Annotated in this window: 5 protein-coding genes; all 5 read right to left on the bottom strand. The window is 73.3% G+C overall.

Annotated features, from left to right (window positions below; genetic code table 11):
* Positions 1-32: 32 nt before the first annotated feature.
* The 5 genes from ABZ807_RS27960 to ABZ807_RS27940 are packed head-to-tail and all read right to left on the bottom strand — an operon-like array spanning position 33 to position 19,320.
* Positions 33-1,160: a pyridoxal-phosphate dependent enzyme gene (locus ABZ807_RS27960; protein ID WP_357164200.1), complete on the bottom strand. Its 1,128-nt coding sequence runs from the start codon at positions 1,158-1,160 to the stop codon at positions 33-35.
* Positions 1,157-7,042 carry an amino acid adenylation domain-containing protein gene (locus tag ABZ807_RS27955; protein WP_357164197.1) on the bottom strand — a complete coding sequence of 1,962 codons (5,886 nt, stop codon included), beginning with the start codon at positions 7,040-7,042 and terminating at the stop codon, positions 1,157-1,159. The genes ABZ807_RS27960 and ABZ807_RS27955 overlap by 4 nt, the downstream gene beginning before the upstream one ends.
* Positions 7,039-12,519, bottom strand: a complete 5,481-nt coding sequence (locus ABZ807_RS27950) for an SDR family NAD(P)-dependent oxidoreductase (protein ID WP_357164194.1) — start codon at positions 12,517-12,519, stop codon at positions 7,039-7,041. Before ABZ807_RS27950 ends, ABZ807_RS27955 begins: the two co-directional genes overlap by 4 nt.
* Positions 12,509-16,210: an amino acid adenylation domain-containing protein gene (locus ABZ807_RS27945; RefSeq protein ID WP_357164191.1), complete on the bottom strand. Its 3,702-nt coding sequence runs from the start codon at positions 16,208-16,210 to the stop codon at positions 12,509-12,511. Before ABZ807_RS27945 ends, ABZ807_RS27950 begins: the two co-directional genes overlap by 11 nt.
* Positions 16,207-19,320 carry a thioesterase domain-containing protein gene (locus ABZ807_RS27940; protein ID WP_357164188.1) on the bottom strand — a complete coding sequence of 1,038 codons (3,114 nt, stop codon included), beginning with the start codon at positions 19,318-19,320 and terminating at the stop codon, positions 16,207-16,209. Before ABZ807_RS27940 ends, ABZ807_RS27945 begins: the two co-directional genes overlap by 4 nt.
* Between the last annotated feature and the right edge of the window lie 3 nt (positions 19,321-19,323).

The following is a 19,323-nucleotide window of genomic DNA, read 5'->3' as shown; positions in this document are numbered from 1 at the left end:
CGCCGGGACGGCGTCCAGGTCGGCGGCGTCTTTCACAACGTCTTCAGACCGGAGCCGGTCAGCGGCACCACAACCTGGGCTCCGGCAATCTGGTCGCGCAACAGCGGCAGGGCAGCGACGGCAACCGCGCTCGTCGGCTCGACGGACAAGCCGGCCCCACGCAGATGCCGCTGTGCCACGCGGACCTCATCGTCGGCGACGATGACCGCCGCCCCACCGGTGCGGCGCAGCACCCGGAGAATCTCGTCGCCGCGCACCGGCCGGCTGGTCAGAATGCCCTCGGCGATCGTCACCCCCTCGTCGACTGCGACGGGCTGCGGCCAGCCCGCTCGCCAGGCCTGCGCCACGGGTGCGCAGGCCGCCGACTGTACGGCGTACATCCGCGGCACGGCGGCCACGAGCCCGGCCCGGCGCAGCACTGCGAACCCGCGGGCCAACCCGAGGAAGAGGTTGCCCTGCCCAACGGGGCAGACCACGGCGTCGGGCACCGAGCCGCCGAGCTGCTCCCAGATCTCCCACGCGCAGGTCGACTGTCCGCTGAGGAAGAGCGGGTTCCAGCAGTGACTGGCGTACGCGGCGGCGCCGGTCTCCCGCCGGCAGGCCGCAGCTGCGGCACCCCGGCCGCCCACCACCTCGACGACCTCGGCCCCCATCTCGGCGATCTGGCGTTTCTTCCCCACGCCGGCGTGCGCGGGCACGAACACCCGGGCCCGTACACCGGCCGCTGCCGCGTACGCCGCCAGCGACGCACCGGCGTTACCCGACGAGTCCTCGACGGCCTCCTCGATGCCCAGCGCCCGCAGGTGGCTGACCACCACGGCAGTCCCGCGGTCCTTGTACGAGCCGGTCGGTGACAAGAACTCCAGTTTCGCCAGGAACTCTCCCTCCGGCACGGCGACCTGCACGAGCGGCGTGCCGCCCTCGCCGAGGGTGATCGGCGGTACGGCCGGCAACATGGCCGCGTAACGCCACAGCGACCACGTCTTGGTGTCGATCGCCCGCGGGTCGAACTCCGGCGAGGTGGCCAACTCCCAGGGGGCCTCGCAGTCCGGACACCGCCACAGTGTCGGGTCGGTCGCGACGTGTCCGCCGGCGCACTGGAGGCTCACCGACGGCGCGTGCCGGTGAGCACCGCGCAGGCGGGCGGTTCGCGGCGTCACCGGGCGGCCGATCCGACCGGTTGTCCGCTCGCCAGCGCGCGCCGATCGATCTTGCCGTTCGGTGTGTGCGGCAGCTCGTCGAGGACCGAGAACTGCTCGGGCACCAGGAAGTCGGGGAGCCGGGCACGCAGGTACGCCCGGACGTCGTCGAGGTCCACGTCGGTACCACTGACGACGGCGATCAGTCGGACCGGCTCACCGCTGGGCAGAACCGCGGCGTCGCGGACCGCGGGGTGGCCACGCAGCAGCCCTTCGATTTCGCCGGGCTCCACGCGCTGGCCGCGGATCTTCACCTGATCGTCGATGCGGCCGTGAAACTCCAGCGCACCATCGGCACGCACCCGGCCTCGGTCACCGGTCCGGTACATCCGGGCACCCGGCTCGGCACCGAACGGGTCGGGCAGGAACCGGGCGGCGGTCTCCGCCGGCCGATGCAGATATCCCCGCGCCACCCCGACGCCACCGATGTATATCTCGCCGACCTCACCGACCGGGACCGGCTGAAGCGCGTCGTCCAGCACCCGGACCCACGCGCCGCCGATCGGGCGACCGAGCGGCACCGGGTCGGGCACCGGAGCACCCGCCGGCAAGACCAGGTACGTGGTGGTCATCGTGCACTCGGTCGGCCCGTACTGGTTCACCAGGCGCACCCGCGGCCCGAAGATGCGGCGCGCCGCGGCGCAGTCAGCGGCGTGCAAGCGTTCTCCGGCGAAGAGAACCAGACGCACCGACGGGGCGGCACCGGTGGCCAGATCGGCCATGCCCCGCAGCAGGGTCGGCACGACGGCGAGCAGGCAGGTCACCCGGTGCCGGCGGATCAGCGCCAGCATCGCCGCGGGGTCCTTCGCCTGGTCGGGGCCGAGCAGCACCACCCTGGCCCCGACGCTCAGCGGGCCGAACAGGTCCCGTACCGAGGCGTCGAAGGCGAGCGAGGCGATCTGCAACACCGTGTCGGCCGCGGTGACCTTGTGCTCGCGCATGATGTACCGCAGGTGGTTGACGATGCCCCGATGGTGGGCGAGCACCCCCTTCGGAGTGCCGGTGGAGCCGGAGGTGTAGACGACGTACGCCGGGCTGTCCGGCCCACCGTTGGCCGACGCGAGCGGTGCGGACCCGCCAGCCGACGTGACCTCGGCGAGCAGGGTCGCCTCGTCCACGACCGGGCACGACGGCGCGACACCCACCAGCTTCCCGTCGCCGAACAGCAGCACGGGCCGGGCGCTGTCGAGGATCGACGCCAGCCTCCCCGGCGGCTGGGCGGGATCGAGCGCGACGTATGCGCCGCCCGCCTTGAGGACCGCGAGCGCCGCTACCACCATCGCCACCGACCGGTCGATGGCGATGGCCACGAACGTCTCCGGGCCGACCCCCCGAGCCCGCAGGGCCGCGGCGAGCCGCCCGGCTCGGGCGTCGAGCTCGCCGTACGTCACCCGCTCGGCGCCGCTGATCAGGGCGGTCGCGGATGGCGTACGGGCCACCTGGGCGGCGATCAGCTCGTCGAGCCGGGTGGCCGGTGGGTCGGAGACCGGCTCTGTCGATTCAGGCCGGCGTAGCTGCTCCACGCCGACGAGATCGTCGGGCGGCGCGTCGGGCACCTGCTGGTCGAACCGGGCGAGCGACGGGACGAGCGTGGCCGCCGCGGTCAACCCCAGCATGGCCACCGCCAGTGCCAGGTACAGCAGACCGATCCCGCGCCCGGGGCCCACTCCGATGACCGCGCCGACCGTCGACGCGAGTGGCCCGCCGGCCACCATCAGGGGCTCGAGCAGGCGCCCACCCAACGGGCCCACCACGGCGTACCCGATCGGCAGCGTCCCCCAGGCGATCATCTGGTTGAGCGCGAAGACCCGGCCGTGGAACCGCTGCGGGACCTTCACCTGGACGATCGTGGCGTAGATCCCCTGGGTGACCGAAAGGGCCAGTCCGACACCGAAGAGCCCGGCGGCGACCAGGAGAAGCGCCGGACGTAGGCCGACGAGGAGGTAGCAGGCCGACATCGCGGCCGTCGCGATGAGCACGCCGGCCGCCCGCCGCCGGGTCGGCCCGCCCCAGACGATCACCACCAGCCCGCCGAGCGCCGCGCCCACGCCTTCGGCGAACGCGACCTGACCGACCTGGGCAAGCGAACCGAAACCCAGGACCAGCGGCGGCACCATGATCAACGCCGCGCCGAGGAAGACGTTGAGCGCGGCGAAGAACAGCAGCATGCTGCGCAGTCCACGAATGCCCCAGGTGAAGCGCAGGCCACCGAGAAGCGCGGCCAACAGCGGCTCGTCACGGATCCGGCCCATGGTGTGCGGGAAGCGCACGATGAGGAGTACGACCACGGCGAACGCGTAGCTCACCACATCGACGAGCAGGATGCCGCCCAACCCGAGCAGCCCCAGCAGGCCGGCGCCGAGCAGCGGTGCCACCAGGTTGGCGAAGCCGGTGGCGAGCTGGTTGACGCCGTTGGCGTGGCCGAGATACGCCTTCGGCACCAGCTGTGGGGTCGCGGCGAGGAAGGCGACACGCTGGAACGACGCCGCCGTGGTCAGGCAGACCACCAGCACGTAGAGATGCCACACCTGCAGGTTTCCGCCCCACAACAGCAGGCCCATGAGTAGCTCGGCCAGCCCGGCCGCCAACCCCGCCGAGAGCATCACCCGGCGCCGGTCAAGCCGGTCGACCAGCGCGCCGGCCAGTGGGGAGACCACCAGGGTGGGCACGATGCCAAGCGCCGCGAAAAGGGCGAACGAGACGTACGAGCCGGTCTTCAGGAAGATCCACACCGGGATCGCCCACTGGGTCAGCGCCGAGCCGGTCAGCGAGGCGAGCTGCCCGGCGGCGATGGCCAGGTACGTTCGCAGGTTCCGCGGCGCAGCCGGGGTGCCGGCGGCCGTATCGGCGGCGCCGGCTGGGGCGGCCGTCGGCGGACCGGCGCCGGCTCCGGCCATCGCTGGATCAGGGCCGGCTGGATCGGCCGTCGGTGAACCGACGGTGGCTCGATCGTGGTGCACCGCGTGCGCCCGCCAGCCCACCTCCGGGCCGCCCAGGCTGGTGAACCCGCCCGCCCCGATCGCCCGGTGGGTGCTGGTCAGGATGTTGGCCAGCTCGTCGGCACGGTGGGTCAGGAAGTAGTGTCCCGCCTCGTCGATCACCACCACGGCTGTCGTATCGGAGACGACCTGCCACTCGCGAAACCGTTCCTGGTGGAACTCGGTGACCCGGTCACGCTCCCCGACCACGGAGATCACCGGTGCGCAGAGGCGCGGACCGGGCTCGGCGAGCAGGCTGGTGAAGTACTCCTCCGCGGCCTGGCCGTCGCGGCGCATGTTCGCCACGATCCGGTCGGCCTGCGCCGGCTCCAGCTCCGACAGGTCGACGCCCATGCCGGTCAGCCAGTTGGCGTAAACCCGGTTGCTCGCCAGCCCGTCGAGCCGGCGCAACACCGTGCTCAACACGCCCTTGGCCCGCGCAGCCGGGAAAACGGCCCCGAGGTACAGCGCGTCGACCGGCCGTCCGGCCGCCTCCAACCGGCGGGCCAGGGCCACGGCGAGCGCGCCACCGACCCCGCAGTGTCCGTACAGGACGACCGGCCCCGGCACCCGGTCCAGGATCTCCGTCAGGCAGGCGTCGATCAGCTGGCCGAACGGCAGCGCCGCCTCGTCGAGCCCCACGTCGTGACCGGGGATGGCGACGGCGTAGAGCGCGTGGCCGGGTGGCAGGGCGTCAGCCAACGTCTGGTAGACCGCGGCACTGCCACCGCCGTACGGCACGCAGACGTAGGAGACGACCCGTTCCCCGGGCGGGGTCAGCTCGTGCAGCAGCTGCCGGTCACCGTCCTGCGCACCGTCGACGAGCGCCGCCAGCCGGCGGATCGTCCGGCAGGTGACCACGTCCATGACCCCGATCTGGCGGCCCCGGCCGGCGGTGAGCCGGCGCAGCCGGGCCACCAGCCGTACCGCGAGCATGGAGTGCCCACCGACGGCGTAGAAGTCGTCGTCGAGGTGTGCCGAAGGAATCCCGAGCACCTCCGCCCAGATCTCGGCGATCGCCTGCTCGGTGGCGGTGCTCGGCACCGTCTGATCGACCGGTGCCGGTCCATCGACCGGGGGTGCGCCTTCGCGGGGCGGCGCAGCGGAGGACGTATCCGCAGACACCGGCGCCGCCGCGAGGGCGGCGTGGTCGATCCCGCCGTCCGCGGCGCGCGGCAGGGCCGACACGTGGACGAGCTCGGGCGTGAGGTGGGCCGGCAGCACCTCGGCGAGCGCCGCCCGTACCTTGGCCAGGTCGCCCGCGGGCCGGGCGACGTATCCGACCAGCCGGGGACCGGTGGGCGTCGCGCGTACCACCGTCGTGGCGTCCGCGACGCCGGGCGCGGCCCGCAGCGCCGCCTCGATCTGGTGCCGCCAGCGCAGCGCGTTCAGCAGCTGCCGGTGGGCCGACGGACCCAACACCTCCACCGTGCCATCCGGCCGCCGCAGGCCGAGTTCTCCGGTGGGCAGCTCCCCCACCACTCCCACCGGCACCGGCTGCCCGGCCCGGTCGACGACCGGCATGCCGTCGGCCCGCTCCCACGCGTCCAGCTGTGTCCGCTCGGCCGGGTCGAGCAGCGGCAGTGACCAGAGCGGCGTGTCCGGCGCCCCGACCGCTCCGGACAGCAACCGCAGATAGCGGGCGACGAGCGTACGGGCGGTTGTTTCGGTGAACAGCGCCGCGTGGTACTCCAGCCGGACGTACCGGTCGGTCACGCCGAGCATCAGATCGTCGCGGGCCACGCCGTTGCCCGTGCCGGTGCCGACGTCCGGCAGATAGTTGAAGCCGAGCTGGCACAGCGGCGGCACGCTGGGGTCACGGCGCGGCGCGACCGCCTCGACGACCTTCTGGAACGGAGTGTCCTGGAACTCCCACGCCTCCCCCAGCTGCCCACGCACCCGGTCGACCAACGCCGCGAAGCTGGGGTCGCCGGACAGGTCGAGGCGGAGCACGAGCGTGTTCACGAACATGCCGATCAGGGGCTGCACCTCGGGCAGCTCCCGCCCGCCGACCGGAACGCCGACCACGACCTCCCCGTCGCCCGACAGCCGGTGCACGAGAGTCGCGTACGCGGCGAGGAAGAGCATGAAGGGGGTGGCGCGTAGGCGCCTGGCCAACTCGGCCACCGCGGCGGCAAGCCCGTCGGGGAGGTCGACGGCGACGTCCGCGCCGGGGGCGGGCCCGCGCGCCGGCCGGGGCCGGTCCGTCGGCAGCGTGTGGACGAACGGCACGCCGTCCAGCACCGCCCGCCAGTGGCGCAGGTGCGCCGCCAACGTCTCGCCGCTGAGCTGATCGCGCTGCCAGGCGGCGAAGTCGGGGTACTGGATCGCCAGCTCGGGTAGGCGCGCCGAGCTGTCGTCCACGAACGACCGGCACAGCTCGGTCAGTTCGGTCCGCAGGTTCGGAATCGAGGCCCCGTCGAAGATGGCGTGGTGGGCCACGAGGACAAACCGCCACTCGGCCTCGGCCAGCCGCACCAGCGTCGCCCGCCACAGCGGTGGGGCATCCAACGGAATCGGCCGTCCGCCTTCCGCGTCGTAGTGGGCGGTCAACTCCTCCGGCGGCTGACCCCGCAGGTCGATCTCGGCCACCTCGACCGCGATGCTGCCGTGGACGACCTGGCGCGGCTCGCCGTCCACCGCCCGCAGCGACGTCCGCAGCGCCTCGTGCCGGGACACCACCTCCTGGAACGCACCCACGATCTCGCTGGCGGACAGCGGATACGGCAGGTGCACCGAAGTGATGATGTTGAAGGCGGGTGAGTTCGGCTCGACCTGGTCGACGAACCACAACCGCTCCTGCCCGTACGAGGCGGGCACCACCCATTCGTCGTCCGACATCGGGTCCTTCTGCCCCTCGCTCATCGGCCGGGCCTGGCCAGGCGCGGAATCGTCGTCGGCGCGGCCGTGGCCGCAGCGGGCGTGCCCGGCTTGTCGTCCGTCTTGGACACCAGCTCCGCCATAGCGGCCACGGTGGGCGCCGCGAAGAGGCTGCGCATCGGGAGCTTCACGCCGAGCGCGGTCCTGACCTGCCCGATGAGCTGCACCGCGACCAGCGAGTTGCCACCCAGTTCGAAGAAGTCGTCTTCCGCGCCGACCTGGTCCACACCGAGCACTCGACCCCAGACCTGCGCCAGGGCCGCCTCCAGCTCACCGCGCGGCGCCACGTAGTCGGTGCCGGCTGGACGCTCCTGCGGCCCGGTCTCGTCCGGCTGCACCTCGACGGCGTCCACGGTCAGCTCCCGAGCCGCGCGCAGCGCCTCGTCGAGTGACCGGGCCGAGACCACGACCTGCGGCCCGAGGTCGGCGGCGAGCAGCCGGTGCAGCGCCTCGACACCGTCCGCCGGCCGGATACCCGGCCCGTCGTCCGGCGCCCCCGCGGCGCGGCGCGCCGCCGCGCCCGCCGGCCGTGCCGCGCGGGCGGAATCAGTCAGCGCGGTGGCATCGACCCGGCGCAGCGTGAACTCGTCGATCTCCGCGACCACCCGGCCGGTCTCGTCGAGCAACGTCACGTCGGCGACCAGCTCGTCGTGGTCGTACGAGCGAGGCACGACATGGCTGAACAGCCGTTCCGGCAGCGGCCCCCACACCCGCACCCGCCCGTAGGCGAACGGCAGGTAGCCACGCGCGTCGCCGAGCCACCCGAAGGAGACCGCCTCGTCGAGGACGGCCGGGTGCAGCGGCCAGCGGGACAGCTCCGCGCGGACCGGCTCGGGCACCGCCAACTCCAGCAGCGCTTCCACCGGCCCGGAGCCGGTGGCCGCCGCCAGGCCGACGCGGCGCAGGCAACGCCACCGGGATCCGTACCGCAGCGCCGAACCACCGCGCTCGGTGTCGGGGTCGTACACCCGTTCCTGCCCGCACCGGGCGCGCACCGCGGCGAGATCCCGCACCGGCGGTGCACCGGCCACCCACGCGGCCTGGCCGCGGGCATGGATCAGCGTCCCGGCCGCGCCCTCGCTCGCCACCTCGACCTCGGGCCCGGCGCGCCCACCGGAGACGATGACCCGCACCGCGACCTGATCCCCGTCGGCCACCGACAGCGGCTGCAGCAGGGTGACATCGCGCAGCTCGACGGCGTTTCCCGGCCCGGGCGCGGAAACCGTGGTCGCGAACGCCGCCCGGACCAGTTCCAGGTAACCGGTGCCGGGCACCATCGGTACGCCGCCGAGCCGGTGTTCGTCCAGCAGCCAGTGGGTGCGTGGCGAGACCGGACCGGACAGGATCACGTCGCCATGCTCGCCGACCTGCCGCCGGACCAGGACGGGGTGGTCCACGACGGCGGCGCCGGCGCCGAGCACCCGCGCGAACGCGGCCGGCACGGCGGTCTCCGCCGCCATGCCGACCTCGCGCCAGGCACCCCAGTTGACCGCGACCACCCGACCTCGCCAGCCGTGGTCGCTCTGCGCGTACGCGTCGAGGAAGCCGTTGGCGGCGCAGTAGTCCGCCTGCCCGAAGCCCCCGGTCAGCGCGGTGACCGAGGAGCACAGCACGACGAAGTCGAGGTCGAGGTCGCCGAAGACCCGCTGGAGCGCGAGCGTGCCACGCAGCTTCGGGGCCAGCACCTCCTCCGCCATCGCGCGCTCCTTCACCTCGGCCATCCCGCCGCCGGGCAGTCCCGCCGCATGGATGAGGCCGTCGATACGGCCGAACCGGCTCAGCGCCTCGGCGCGGACCCGCCGCAGGTCATCGACGCTCGCCACGTCCGCAGCGCAGACAAGAACCTCGGCGCCGGCCTCCTCCATACGTCGGATAGCCGCGACGGCACGACCCACCCGGCCGGGCACGCCGTCGTGCGCGGCCCACTCGTCCCGGGACGGCAGCCCGCTACGGGACATCAGCACCAGACGGGCCCTGGTCCGCCGGGCGAAGTCTTCGGCGACCGTGATGCCGATTCCGCCCAGCCCGCCGGTGATGAGGTAGACGCCCTGCTCTACGAGGGCCGGTGAAGGGCCGGCCGGCACCTTCACCTGCTGGTGGTCGGGTACCCAGCGACGCCGTCCGCGCAGCGCCACCAACTCCTCGTCCGCGCCGTGCAGCAGCTCCGTGACCGCCGCCGCGGGCCGGTCCGCGTCGATGTGCCGCACCGTGAGGGTGGGCAGTTCCTGGGGGACGACCTTGGCGATGCCGGAGACCGTGGCGTGTTCGGGACGGCTGAGGCCGGCGCCGGTCACGTCGACCGCACCCGAGGTCACGATGTCGAGCCGGGTCGGTCCCGCCGTAGCGGCGAGCGCCTGGACCAGGTGCAGCAGGCTGAAGAACCCGAGATCCTGGGCCTGCCAGGCGGCTTCCGGGTCACGCCCGGCCGGGACGGCGCCGGCGGTCCAGGCATGCACGACCCGCTCGGGCGTCCCGCCGTCGGCTGCCAGCTCACCGAACAGTCGACCGTAGTCGGCCGGGTGTCCGGGCCGGACCCGGAAACCGGAACCGTCACGGGCGTAATCGGCGCCGGGCCGTACCTCCACCACCGCGGCGCCGCGCTCGCGCAACGTGTCGGCGACGCCCTCGCCGTCGGTGAACACGAGCCACGGACCAGTGGCGGGTCCGGCGGCCGGTACGGCGTCGAGCGGGCGGACCCGCCAGGCCGGCACGGTGAACCAATCGTCGACCGGCACCACGGCGCGGCGCGGACGGGGTTGGACCGTGGCCGGCGTACCTCGTTCGACCCAGTGGCGGCGCCGCTCGTACGGGTAGCCGGGCAGCGCCAGCCGCCGGCGCGCTGGTGCGGTCTGCTCCTGGGTACCAGTGGTGCGCTCCGCCGCGGCGAACCGCCTCCGGTCGAGCGGGACTCCCTGCGTCCACAGTCGTGCGGCGGCCGTGTACAGGGTCGCGCAGTCGCCCAGCCGCTCACCCGGCGCGGGGAGGCCCGTCAGCGGCGGTGGGGTGGTGGTGGTGCGCGGCAGCTGCATCCGGACCAGCGACGCGAGCTGGCGACCCGGCCCGCACTCGACGAACGTCCATCCGCTCTCGGCGGCCAGGCGCGCCACCGCGTCACCGAACCGCACCGGCTCACGCAGGTGGCGCACCCAGTAGTCCGGATCGGTCGCCTGCTCCGCCGTGATCCAGTCGCCGCTACGGTTGGACAGGAACGGCACCGTCGGGGCCTGGCGCGGGGTGGCGGCGACCCGCTCGCGGAACGCGTCGAGGATCGGTTCCATCATCGCCGAGTGGAACGCGTGCGAGGTGCGCAGCGCCTTGGCGTTCACGCCGTCGGAGCGCAGCCGCGCGCCGAACTCCTCGACGAGCGCGGACGGGCCCGCCACCACGCAGATCCCCGGGCCGTTGACCGTGGCGATGTCGAGCCCGGCCGGCAGCATCGCGGCGATCTCCTCCGCGCCGCGCGACACGGCGAGCATCGCGCCCTCCGGCATCGACGCCATCAGCCGGCCCCTGGCGGCCACCAGACTCAGCGCGTCCGGCAGCGTGAACACCCCGGCGAGGGTCGCGGCCACGTACTCGCCGATGGAGTGGCCCAGCATCGCTGCGGGACGTACGCCCCAGGACGCCCAGAGCGCGGCCAGCGCGTACTCCACGGTGAACAGGGCGGGTTGGGTGTATTCGGTCCGGCCGAGCAGCTCGGCGGCGTCCGGCGCCCGGCCGAGGATCACGTCGAGCAGGTCGCGGTCGAGGTGGCCCCGCAGCACCCGTACGCACTCGTCCACGGCGGCCCGGAAGACCGGCTCGACGGCGTAGAGCTCCGCGCCCATGCCGGGATATTGCGCGCCCTGACCGGAGAAGAGGAACACCAACCGCTGCCCGTCAGCGGCCCGGCCGGTGTGGCGCCGCTTCGGGTCGGTGAGCGCGGCGGCGGCGTCGGCCAGATCGGTCGCCACCACCGCGGCGCGGTGCGGGTGTTCGGTGCGGCCGACCCACAACGTGTACGCCACGTCGGCGAGGTCGAGATCGGGACGCGTACGCAGGTCGTCGGCGAGCCGTGCGACCGCGGTGGCCAGTCCGGTCTCCGTCTTCGCCGAGACGGTCAGCACCTGCGCCGGACGGGTCGGCTCTGGACCTGAGGCGCGGACGACCGCCGGTGCCTCCTCGACCACGAGGTGGGCGTTGGTACCGCCGAACCCGAACGAGCTCACCCCGGCCCGGCGTGGCCCGACATCGGACGCCCACTTGGTCAGCGCGGTGGTCAGGTAGAACGGGCTGTGGGGCAGGTCCAGCGCCGGGTTCGGGGCCTGTACGTTGATCGTTGGCGGGATCACCCCGTGTTCCAGCGCGAGCAGTGTCTTGATCAACCCGACGACACCAGCGCCCTGACTGAGATGGCCGATGTTCGACTTGACCGAGCCGACGCCACACCATTGACGGTCGCCGCTGGCCCGCGCGTACACCTCGCGCAGCGCCGCCAGCTCGATCGGGTCGCCGACCTCGGTGCCGGTGCCGTGCGCCTCCACATAGGTGATCGTGCGGGGATCGATGTCGGCCAGCTCGATGGCCTGCGCGACGACCTCCGCCTGCCCGTCGATGCTCGGCGCGCTGAAACTCACCTTGGCGGAGCCGTCGTTGTTGATGGCGTTGCCGCGGATCAGGCCGTAGACGTGGTCGCCGTCGGCGAGCGCGTCGGTCAGCCGCTTGAGGACCACGATCCCCCCGCCCGAGCCCCACATGGTGCCTGACGCCGCAGCGTCGAACGGCCGGCAGTGCCCATCCCGGGAGATCACCCCGCCGTCGAGGACCAGGTGTCCACGCCCGTGCGGCAGCTCCACGCACACGCCTCCGGCGAGGGCCGTGTCGCACTCACCGCCGCGCAGCGCCTCACAGGCCAGATGGGTGGCGACCAGCGACGTCGAACACGCGGTGTGCACGGTCAGGCTCGGCCCGTGCAGGTTCAACTTGTACGAGGTCAGCGTCGCCACGTAGTCGGGGAAGTTCCACATCGACAGGTCCATGTGGAACTCGCCGGCTCCGCTCGGGCGGAGGTGTTCGTAGGCGTACGTCTCGCCGCCGGTGCCCGCGTAGACACCGACGGACCGGCCACCGGCGAACGGGTCGTAGCCCGCGTGCTCGAGCGCGCTGTGTGCCAGCTCCAGGAAAAGCCGATGCTGCGGGTCGGCCACCTGGGCGTCGCGGGCGCTGAGACCGAACAGCGACGCGTCGAACGCGTCGTATTCGTCGAGAACCGGTGCGGCGGGCACGAAGTGGGGATCGTCGACCTCGTCCTCCGGCACGCCAAGGGCGAGCTGGTGCGCGCGGTCGAACCACGTGACCGACTCGACCCCGGCCACCAGGTTGTGCCAGAACTCGTTGACGTCCTTCGCCCCGGGTACCCGGCATGCCATGCCCACCACGGCGATCGGCTCGACGCCGTAGGACTGCGGCTCCTCAATCGGCATTCGTTGTCTCCCTCACTCGACTCGCCGCCCTGGCCTCGCGCCGGCCACGGATCATTTCCCGGCGGGTGGTCGCCCGCTGTACGGCCAGGTCGATCCCGTCCACGCCGGCCACACCGTCCAGGTATGCGGCGAGGGCCCGCACGTTGGGGTAGTGGAACAGGTCCACCAGCGGGATCTCCCGACCGAGCGCCTCGGCCAGCCGGTGCTGGACCACGGCCATCGCGAGGCTGTGCCCGCCGATGTCGAAGAAGTTGTCGGTGGCCTGGACCCGCGGCACGTCCAAGACTTCCCGCCATACCCGGGCGACCAGCTCCTCGGTGACCCCCGTCGGCGCGGCCGGAGCCGCGCCGGACGGCGGCGGGCCGGCGGGCACGGCGGCGGAGTCGGGTCCCGGCGGCGGCTGCGGCGCCGCAGCCGTCGCCGGGACCGCATGCTGCGCCGCCCGCCACAGGGGGCCACCGACATTGCCGCGGCCCGCTGCGGAAGCCGCGGTGGTTTCGTCGTCCGACCCCTGGTGGCCGATCATGCCGATCGGCGACTCCGGCACGGCGGTGAGCTGATCGAGTAGTTCCCGGTAGCCGTCGAGGAGCGCGGCGATCCGCTCCGCCGCGAACAGATCCGGGTTGTAGACGGCGTCGAGCGCCAGTACGCCGCCCCGCTCGACCAGATAGACGGTGAGATCGAAGGGGGATCCCGGCAGGCCGGCGGGCACCCGCTCCGTCGTGATCCCCGGCAGGTCGAGCGCCGGCTCGGCGAAGTTGAACACGTTGAACAGCACCTGCACCAGGGGCGAGCGGGTCGTGTCGCGCGGAACCGCCAGCGCCTGGACGATCCGCTCCAGCGGCGCGTTGGGGTGGGCCAGCACGTCGAGCAGCTCCTGCCGGCACGCGCGCACGTGATCGGCGAAGGTGGCCGCGGAGTCCGTCCGCAGGCGTACCGGGACGATGTCGACGAAGAAGCCGACGAGGTTGGCGACGGCCGCCAGCCGACGGTCGGCGACGACCGCGCCGACGACGTGGTCAGCCCCACCGGTCAGGCGCCGCAGCACCTCTCCGAACGCGGCGAGCAGCACCGTGGCCGGCGTCGTGCCGAGCGACGCGGCGAGCCCGCGTACCCGGCTGTCGACCTCGGGCGGGAACGAGGTGGTGGTGAACGCACCGCGATACGTCTGGGTGGCTGGGCGGATCCGGTCCGCGGGCAGCTCCAGCACGGTCGGGGCGCCCACCAGGTGCTCCTTCCACCAGGCGAGATCCTGCTCGCCGCGGGCGCGATCGCGGGCGGTACGCCACACCGCGTAGTCGGCATAGGCGGCCGGCAGCGGCCCGAGGCCGGCCGCGGCGGCCGCGGAGTCGCCCGCCGGGTCGCTTGCCCGGGCCGCCGCGTAGGCGGCGCCGAGCTGGTCGTAGAACACCGCCTGCGACCAGCCGTCGAAGACCGCGTGGTGGAACGCCATCGCGAGGACGTGCTCGTCGTCGGCGAGCCGGTACAGCTGCGCCCGCCACACTGGACCGGTCGCCAGGTCGAACCGGATCGCCGCACACGCCTGAAGTCCCCCGCGCAGTTCGGCCTCGCGCCGGTCCGCGTCCACGGTGGACAGATCGACGACCGGCAGCGGGGCGTCGCCCGGCGGGTCGCAGGTCACGTGCGGGGCGCCGGCCACCCGGGTGATGCGCCAGCGCAGCACGTCGTGCCGGCGGACGACCGCGGTCAACGCGGCGCGGAGCGCATCCACGTCGAGCGGACCGCGCAACCGCTCCGCCATCGCGGTGTTGTACGCGGCGGAGTCTGGCGCGAGCTGGTCGAGGAACCACAGCCGGCGTTGCGCCGGCGAGAGCGTCGGCGGATGGCCCACCGTCAGCTCGGGCTCGGTGAGCGGCGTCGTGGCGGCCACCCGGGCGGCGAGAACGCCCAGCGTACGGGCGTCGAACACGTCCTCCACCGCGACTTCCCGGCCCAGTTCGGCGCGGAGCGTGGCGACCAGGCGCATCGCGGTCAGCGAGTCGCCGCCAGCCGCGAAGAAGTCGTCGTCCGGGCCGGCGGGGGCACCGAGTATGCGTCGCCACGCGTCGGCGACGACGGCTTCGAGGTCGCCGGCCGCTCCGGCGTCGCCCGCTGTCGCCGACCGGTCCCCCGCACGGGCAGTCGCGACCTCGCGCAGCCGGGCCGCGTCACGCTTGCCGGCGGTGTTCAGTGGCAGTGCGGGTACCCGGACGATGCGGCGCGGCACCATCACATCGGGAAGGCGCCGTCGCAGGTACGCCATGATGTCGTCGTCGGATGGTTCGCCGGCCGGCGCGAGCACCGCGACAAGTTCCGGGCGGGTGTCCAGCCCCACCGCGACGACCGCCGCCTCCCGTACCTCCGGATGTCCGCGCAGGGCGTGCTCGATCTCGTCGAGCTCCACCCGCTGGCCTCGGATCTTGACCTGCCGGTCGGTCCGACCGAGGAACAGCAACTCGCCGTCGGGCAGCTGGATGGCGCGGTCGCCGGTTCGGTACAGCCGCGCCCCGGGCTCAGCGGAGTACGGGTCGGGCACGAACCGTTCCGCGGTCAGGCCCGGACGGCCGAGGTAGCCGCGGGCCACCCCGACGCCGCCGATCAGTACCTCCCCCGGCGTGCCGGGGGGCACCTGCGTACCGTGCTGGTCGACCAGGTAGATCCGGTGGTTGGGCAGCGGGCGGCCCATCGGCAACGGCCGGTCCCAGCGGCCGGTCGCGGTGAAGCTGGTGACGCAGACGGTGGCCTCGGTCGGGCCGTAACCGTTGGAGAACCGGCGTACCGGGCGGTCGGCCGGTCCACCCCACCGCTCCACCTGTGCCGGATCGGGCGCCTCCACGCCCGTGAAGACGGTACGCCAGTGCGGTAGCTCCGCCGGTTCCAGCAGCGGCAGCAGCGCCGCCGGCACGCATCCCCAGGTGACCTCGTGCGCCTCGGCGAAGCGTTGCAGCCGCGCTGGGTCCACCCGGTCGGCGTCGGGAACCAGCGCGATCTCGCCGCCCGCCATCAACGGAATGAACAGGTCCTGAACGGACGCGTCGAAGCCCAGCGAGGCGAAGCCGAAGGCACGGGTCCGTTCGTCGGCCCCCGTGTGGGCGCCGAACGCGGTGACATGGGCGACCACGCTGCGGTGGCTGACCACGACGCCTTTGGGCCGGCCGGTGGAGCCGGACGTGTAGAGCACGTACGCGGCGTTGTCCGGCAGTGCCGGGCAGGGCGCCGTGTCCACCGGCGCCGAGGCGGTCGCAGTGGCCGCCCCGGCGCGGTCCGCAGCTGCTACCGGGAGGTCGACCAGCGTGATCTCCAGGTCGGACAGTGCGTCCCGGCCGGCCTGGTCCACCACCGCGACCGTGATGCCCGCGTCGGCCACGATCTCGGCACGCCGCCGCCACGGATGCCCGCGATCCAACGGTACGTAGCAGCCGCCGGCGAGGAGCACACCGAGCACCGCGACCAGCAGGTACGGCCGACGCTCCGCGCAGATGCCCACCGGCGTCTCCGGGCTGACGCCGAGCCGACGCAGCTTCCCGGCGAGTACCGCCGCCCGTTCGGCGAGCTCGGCGTAGCTGAGCACCTCGTCCCACTGCCGCACGGCGACCGCGTCACCGCGCCGGGCAGCGGTCGACAGGACCAGCTCCGCCAGTGTCCGCTCCGGATACGGGAGCCGCTCGCCGGCGATGTCGCTGTTCGTCACTGGTTTTCTCCCCAGGTGCGGGGCCGCGCCGGGTCGACCACCTGCAACCGCAGCTCGGACTGGTATCGGCGACCCTGGGCGTCGGGAACCCAGGCCTGATGCGGCCCGGGCAGCGCCTCGCTCACGCCGAGCGCGATCCCGCCACCGGCGCGCTGCCGCGCGGCACGCACCATCGCACACAGCGACGAGGCGAACAGCGGGCTGGACAGGTCCACGTAACAGGGCTTGATCTCGGTCGCAAGTTTCACGTAGACCTGCTCGGGCAGCCCGAGCGTCCGCCGCCAACGCCGGACCGCGAGATAGCGCCCGAGGCTGCCGGTGGCATCGGCCAGCCCGCACTCATCGACCGTCGTCCGCCAGGTCTCCCGGACCACCACCAGCCGATCGATCATGATTCGGGGTGTGTGCGCTGCGGTGCTGACCAGCTTGAACGCCTCCGACGCGTGCATCGACAACAGCTCGCTGAACATCTCCACCAGCGGTATCGGGGTTCGGCCGGCGCCGTACACGACCAGCTCGCCAGCCACGTCGCGGACCCGCAAGGCGGTGATCGGCACGAGCCGGGCGTCGGCCCCCGGCGCGGGAAGGAACCCGAGCCGGGTGTCGGTGTGGTGGTGCAGCCTGAACCCGACCCGGGCAGTGAGCCTCGGCGACGACGAGGGGTACAGCAGCCGCACCCGGCCGGTGCCGAGATCGGTGGCGAGCCATTCGCGCAGCCGGTCGGGCACCTCGTGGCCGGAGACGAACACCCCGCTATCCAAAGTGGACCAGGCCGCATGCAGTTCGCCGAGGACGGCAAGGCAGTCGCCCCGGGTCAGCGCCGCCACGCTGTCCGCGCAGAACTGCAGGTCGGGGCTGTGGATCCGCCCCCCCGACCAGCCCGGACGGCTCGCCGGGAACACCTCGGCGATCCGCTCGGCCAAGTCCACCGCGCGCAGCCGCACCACGCTGGTGCCCGCCGGAACGTCGTCGAGGCCGGCGAGGGCGGCGAAGCGCGCGGCCAGCTCGGCCGACACCTCGTCAACCGGCCGGTCACCCTCACCGAACAGCAGGCCCTGGGCCAGATACCACAGCTCGGCGAAGGGCACCTCGGCCGTACCGAGCTCTGCCGCGAGCTCCTCGTGAAGGCCCCGGAAGGCGGCACCGTAGGCGTCGGCCAGTTCGACGGTCAGCCAGCGCGCCACCTGGAGAAGCGCGCCGAGCGGAGCGGCGAAGCCACTGAGCACCGACGCGCCCAGTTCGACGTCGAGGTCACGGACGGTGTCCTCGTAACAGACCGCCCGGCCCGCGTACGTCTCGCCCTCACGGTGCAGAGCCGGCGCGCCGGTCACCGCGACGAACTCGGCGTGCAACAAGTCCAGTGCGGCACGCAACCGGTCGGGATCGCCCGCGGCGTCCGCGACCGCATCCCGAGCGGCGCGTAGTCGGGCGAAGTCGGCCGTGACCACCGTCCGGACGTTCTGGTCGCCGATGCCCTCGATCAGCTCCGCCAGCCGCGCTTCCGCACCCGCGTCCATCGGCAGGTCGCAACCCCACCACACCAGCCCCCGCTCGACGAGTTGGTCGAGCACCAGGTGGACGTCGTCCACCTTGCGCAGCCCCGACCCGCGCTCCGGCTCCTGCGCCACGAGCTCCGCCGCCACCTCGTTGACGGGACGCACCCCGTCGAGCAGGTCGACGACGGCGGCTTCGGCCGGGGAGAGCTCCACCGGCGGTGCCGCCGGCCGCAGGACCCGCCGGCCGCCGTCACGCCATAGGTGCACGTGCAGACCCGCGGGCAGCCAGCGCCGTACCGCCGGATCGGCGGCGAGCCGGTCGCCGAAGGCGGACAGCGCCCGCCACTCGAAGGTCACCATCCGCTTGCGGGTCAGTGCCGGGCCCGGGGTGACCGTGGTGGCGTCCGTGGCGGAGATGCCTGTCCAGCAGATCGGCCCGAAGAACCCGATGGTGTCGTTCTTCGCGGCGTACCGCTGCCAGTAGCGCCCGATGACCTGCTCGCGGGCGCGGCGCTTGACGTGGCTGCGTTCGTCCGGCCCACCCCGGCGCACGGCGTCGAGCGCGACCAGGGCGTTGAGGTTCTGCCACGTCACCGCCTCGCGAAAGCGTGGATCACCGGCCAGGTCGTAGATCACCTCGCTGGTGGCGCCGACCGTGGTCGAGAGGACAGCGAGTAGCTGCTCCTCGCTCGCCGCGCCGTCGAGATGGGCGTCGGCGACGGCAGCCAGTTCTGGTGCGGACAGGCGCAGCACGTCCTCGGCGGGGAACCCTGCGGCGCGCAGGACCGCTTCGCGCCACACCGCCCATCCTCCACTGCCGAGCGGCACGCGATGGTCCGCCGGCACGGGATGACGGGCCGACACCCTCGGCGGGACGGGGCGACCGGTCTCGTCCACGGGACCGGCACCGGCGTCCCTCAGCAGGTCGGCGGCGACGAGCGCGGCGACCTCGGGTGCCCGGTCCTGAAGGAACATATGTCCACTGTCGACGGATTGCAGGGCGAACTCCTCCGTGGTGTGCCGCGCCCATTCCCGCATCTGACTCGGCCCCGCGTCGACGTCGCCGCGCCCGGCTAGGCACACCAGCGGCACCCGCAGCGGCTCCTCGTCGCGGTACGCGTACCGGCTCAACCACCGCAGGTCGGCCCGGAGCGCGGGTATGAAGATCTCGAGCAACTCCTGGTTCATTCGTACGACGTCGGGCAGTCCACCCATGGTGGCGACGCGGGCCAGCAGTTCCTGCTCCGGCGCGTCGGCCAGCTCGGCCATGGTCTTGGGCAGGTGCGGTGGCCGGGTCGCCCCGAGATAGAGCCGGCGAGGCATCGGACCCCCACGCCGACGCAACTCGCGAACCACCTCGAAGGCGAGTAGGCCGCCGAGGCTGTGCCCGTACATCGCGAACGGCCGGCCCGCGCGCTGCCACACCGCGTCGACCACCTGGTCGAGGGTGAACTCCGGCGGCTCGCCGATCCGCGCCTCGCGGCCGGGAAGGGCCAACACCTGCATCTCGAGCGCGGCGGGCAGGTACGCCGGCCAGTCGCGGAAGCTGCTCGGGCCGGCACCGGCAGGTGGCAGGCAGAGCAGCAGTTCGGCGCCGCCCGTGCGGCCCCCCACCCC

This window comes from Micromonospora sp. NPDC047548 (assembly GCF_040642975.1).
Classification (GTDB): Bacteria; Actinomycetota; Actinomycetes; order Mycobacteriales; family Micromonosporaceae; genus Micromonospora.
The sequence above is the reverse complement of the archived record's forward strand: the minus strand, read 5'-3'. Positions and strand labels throughout refer to the sequence as shown.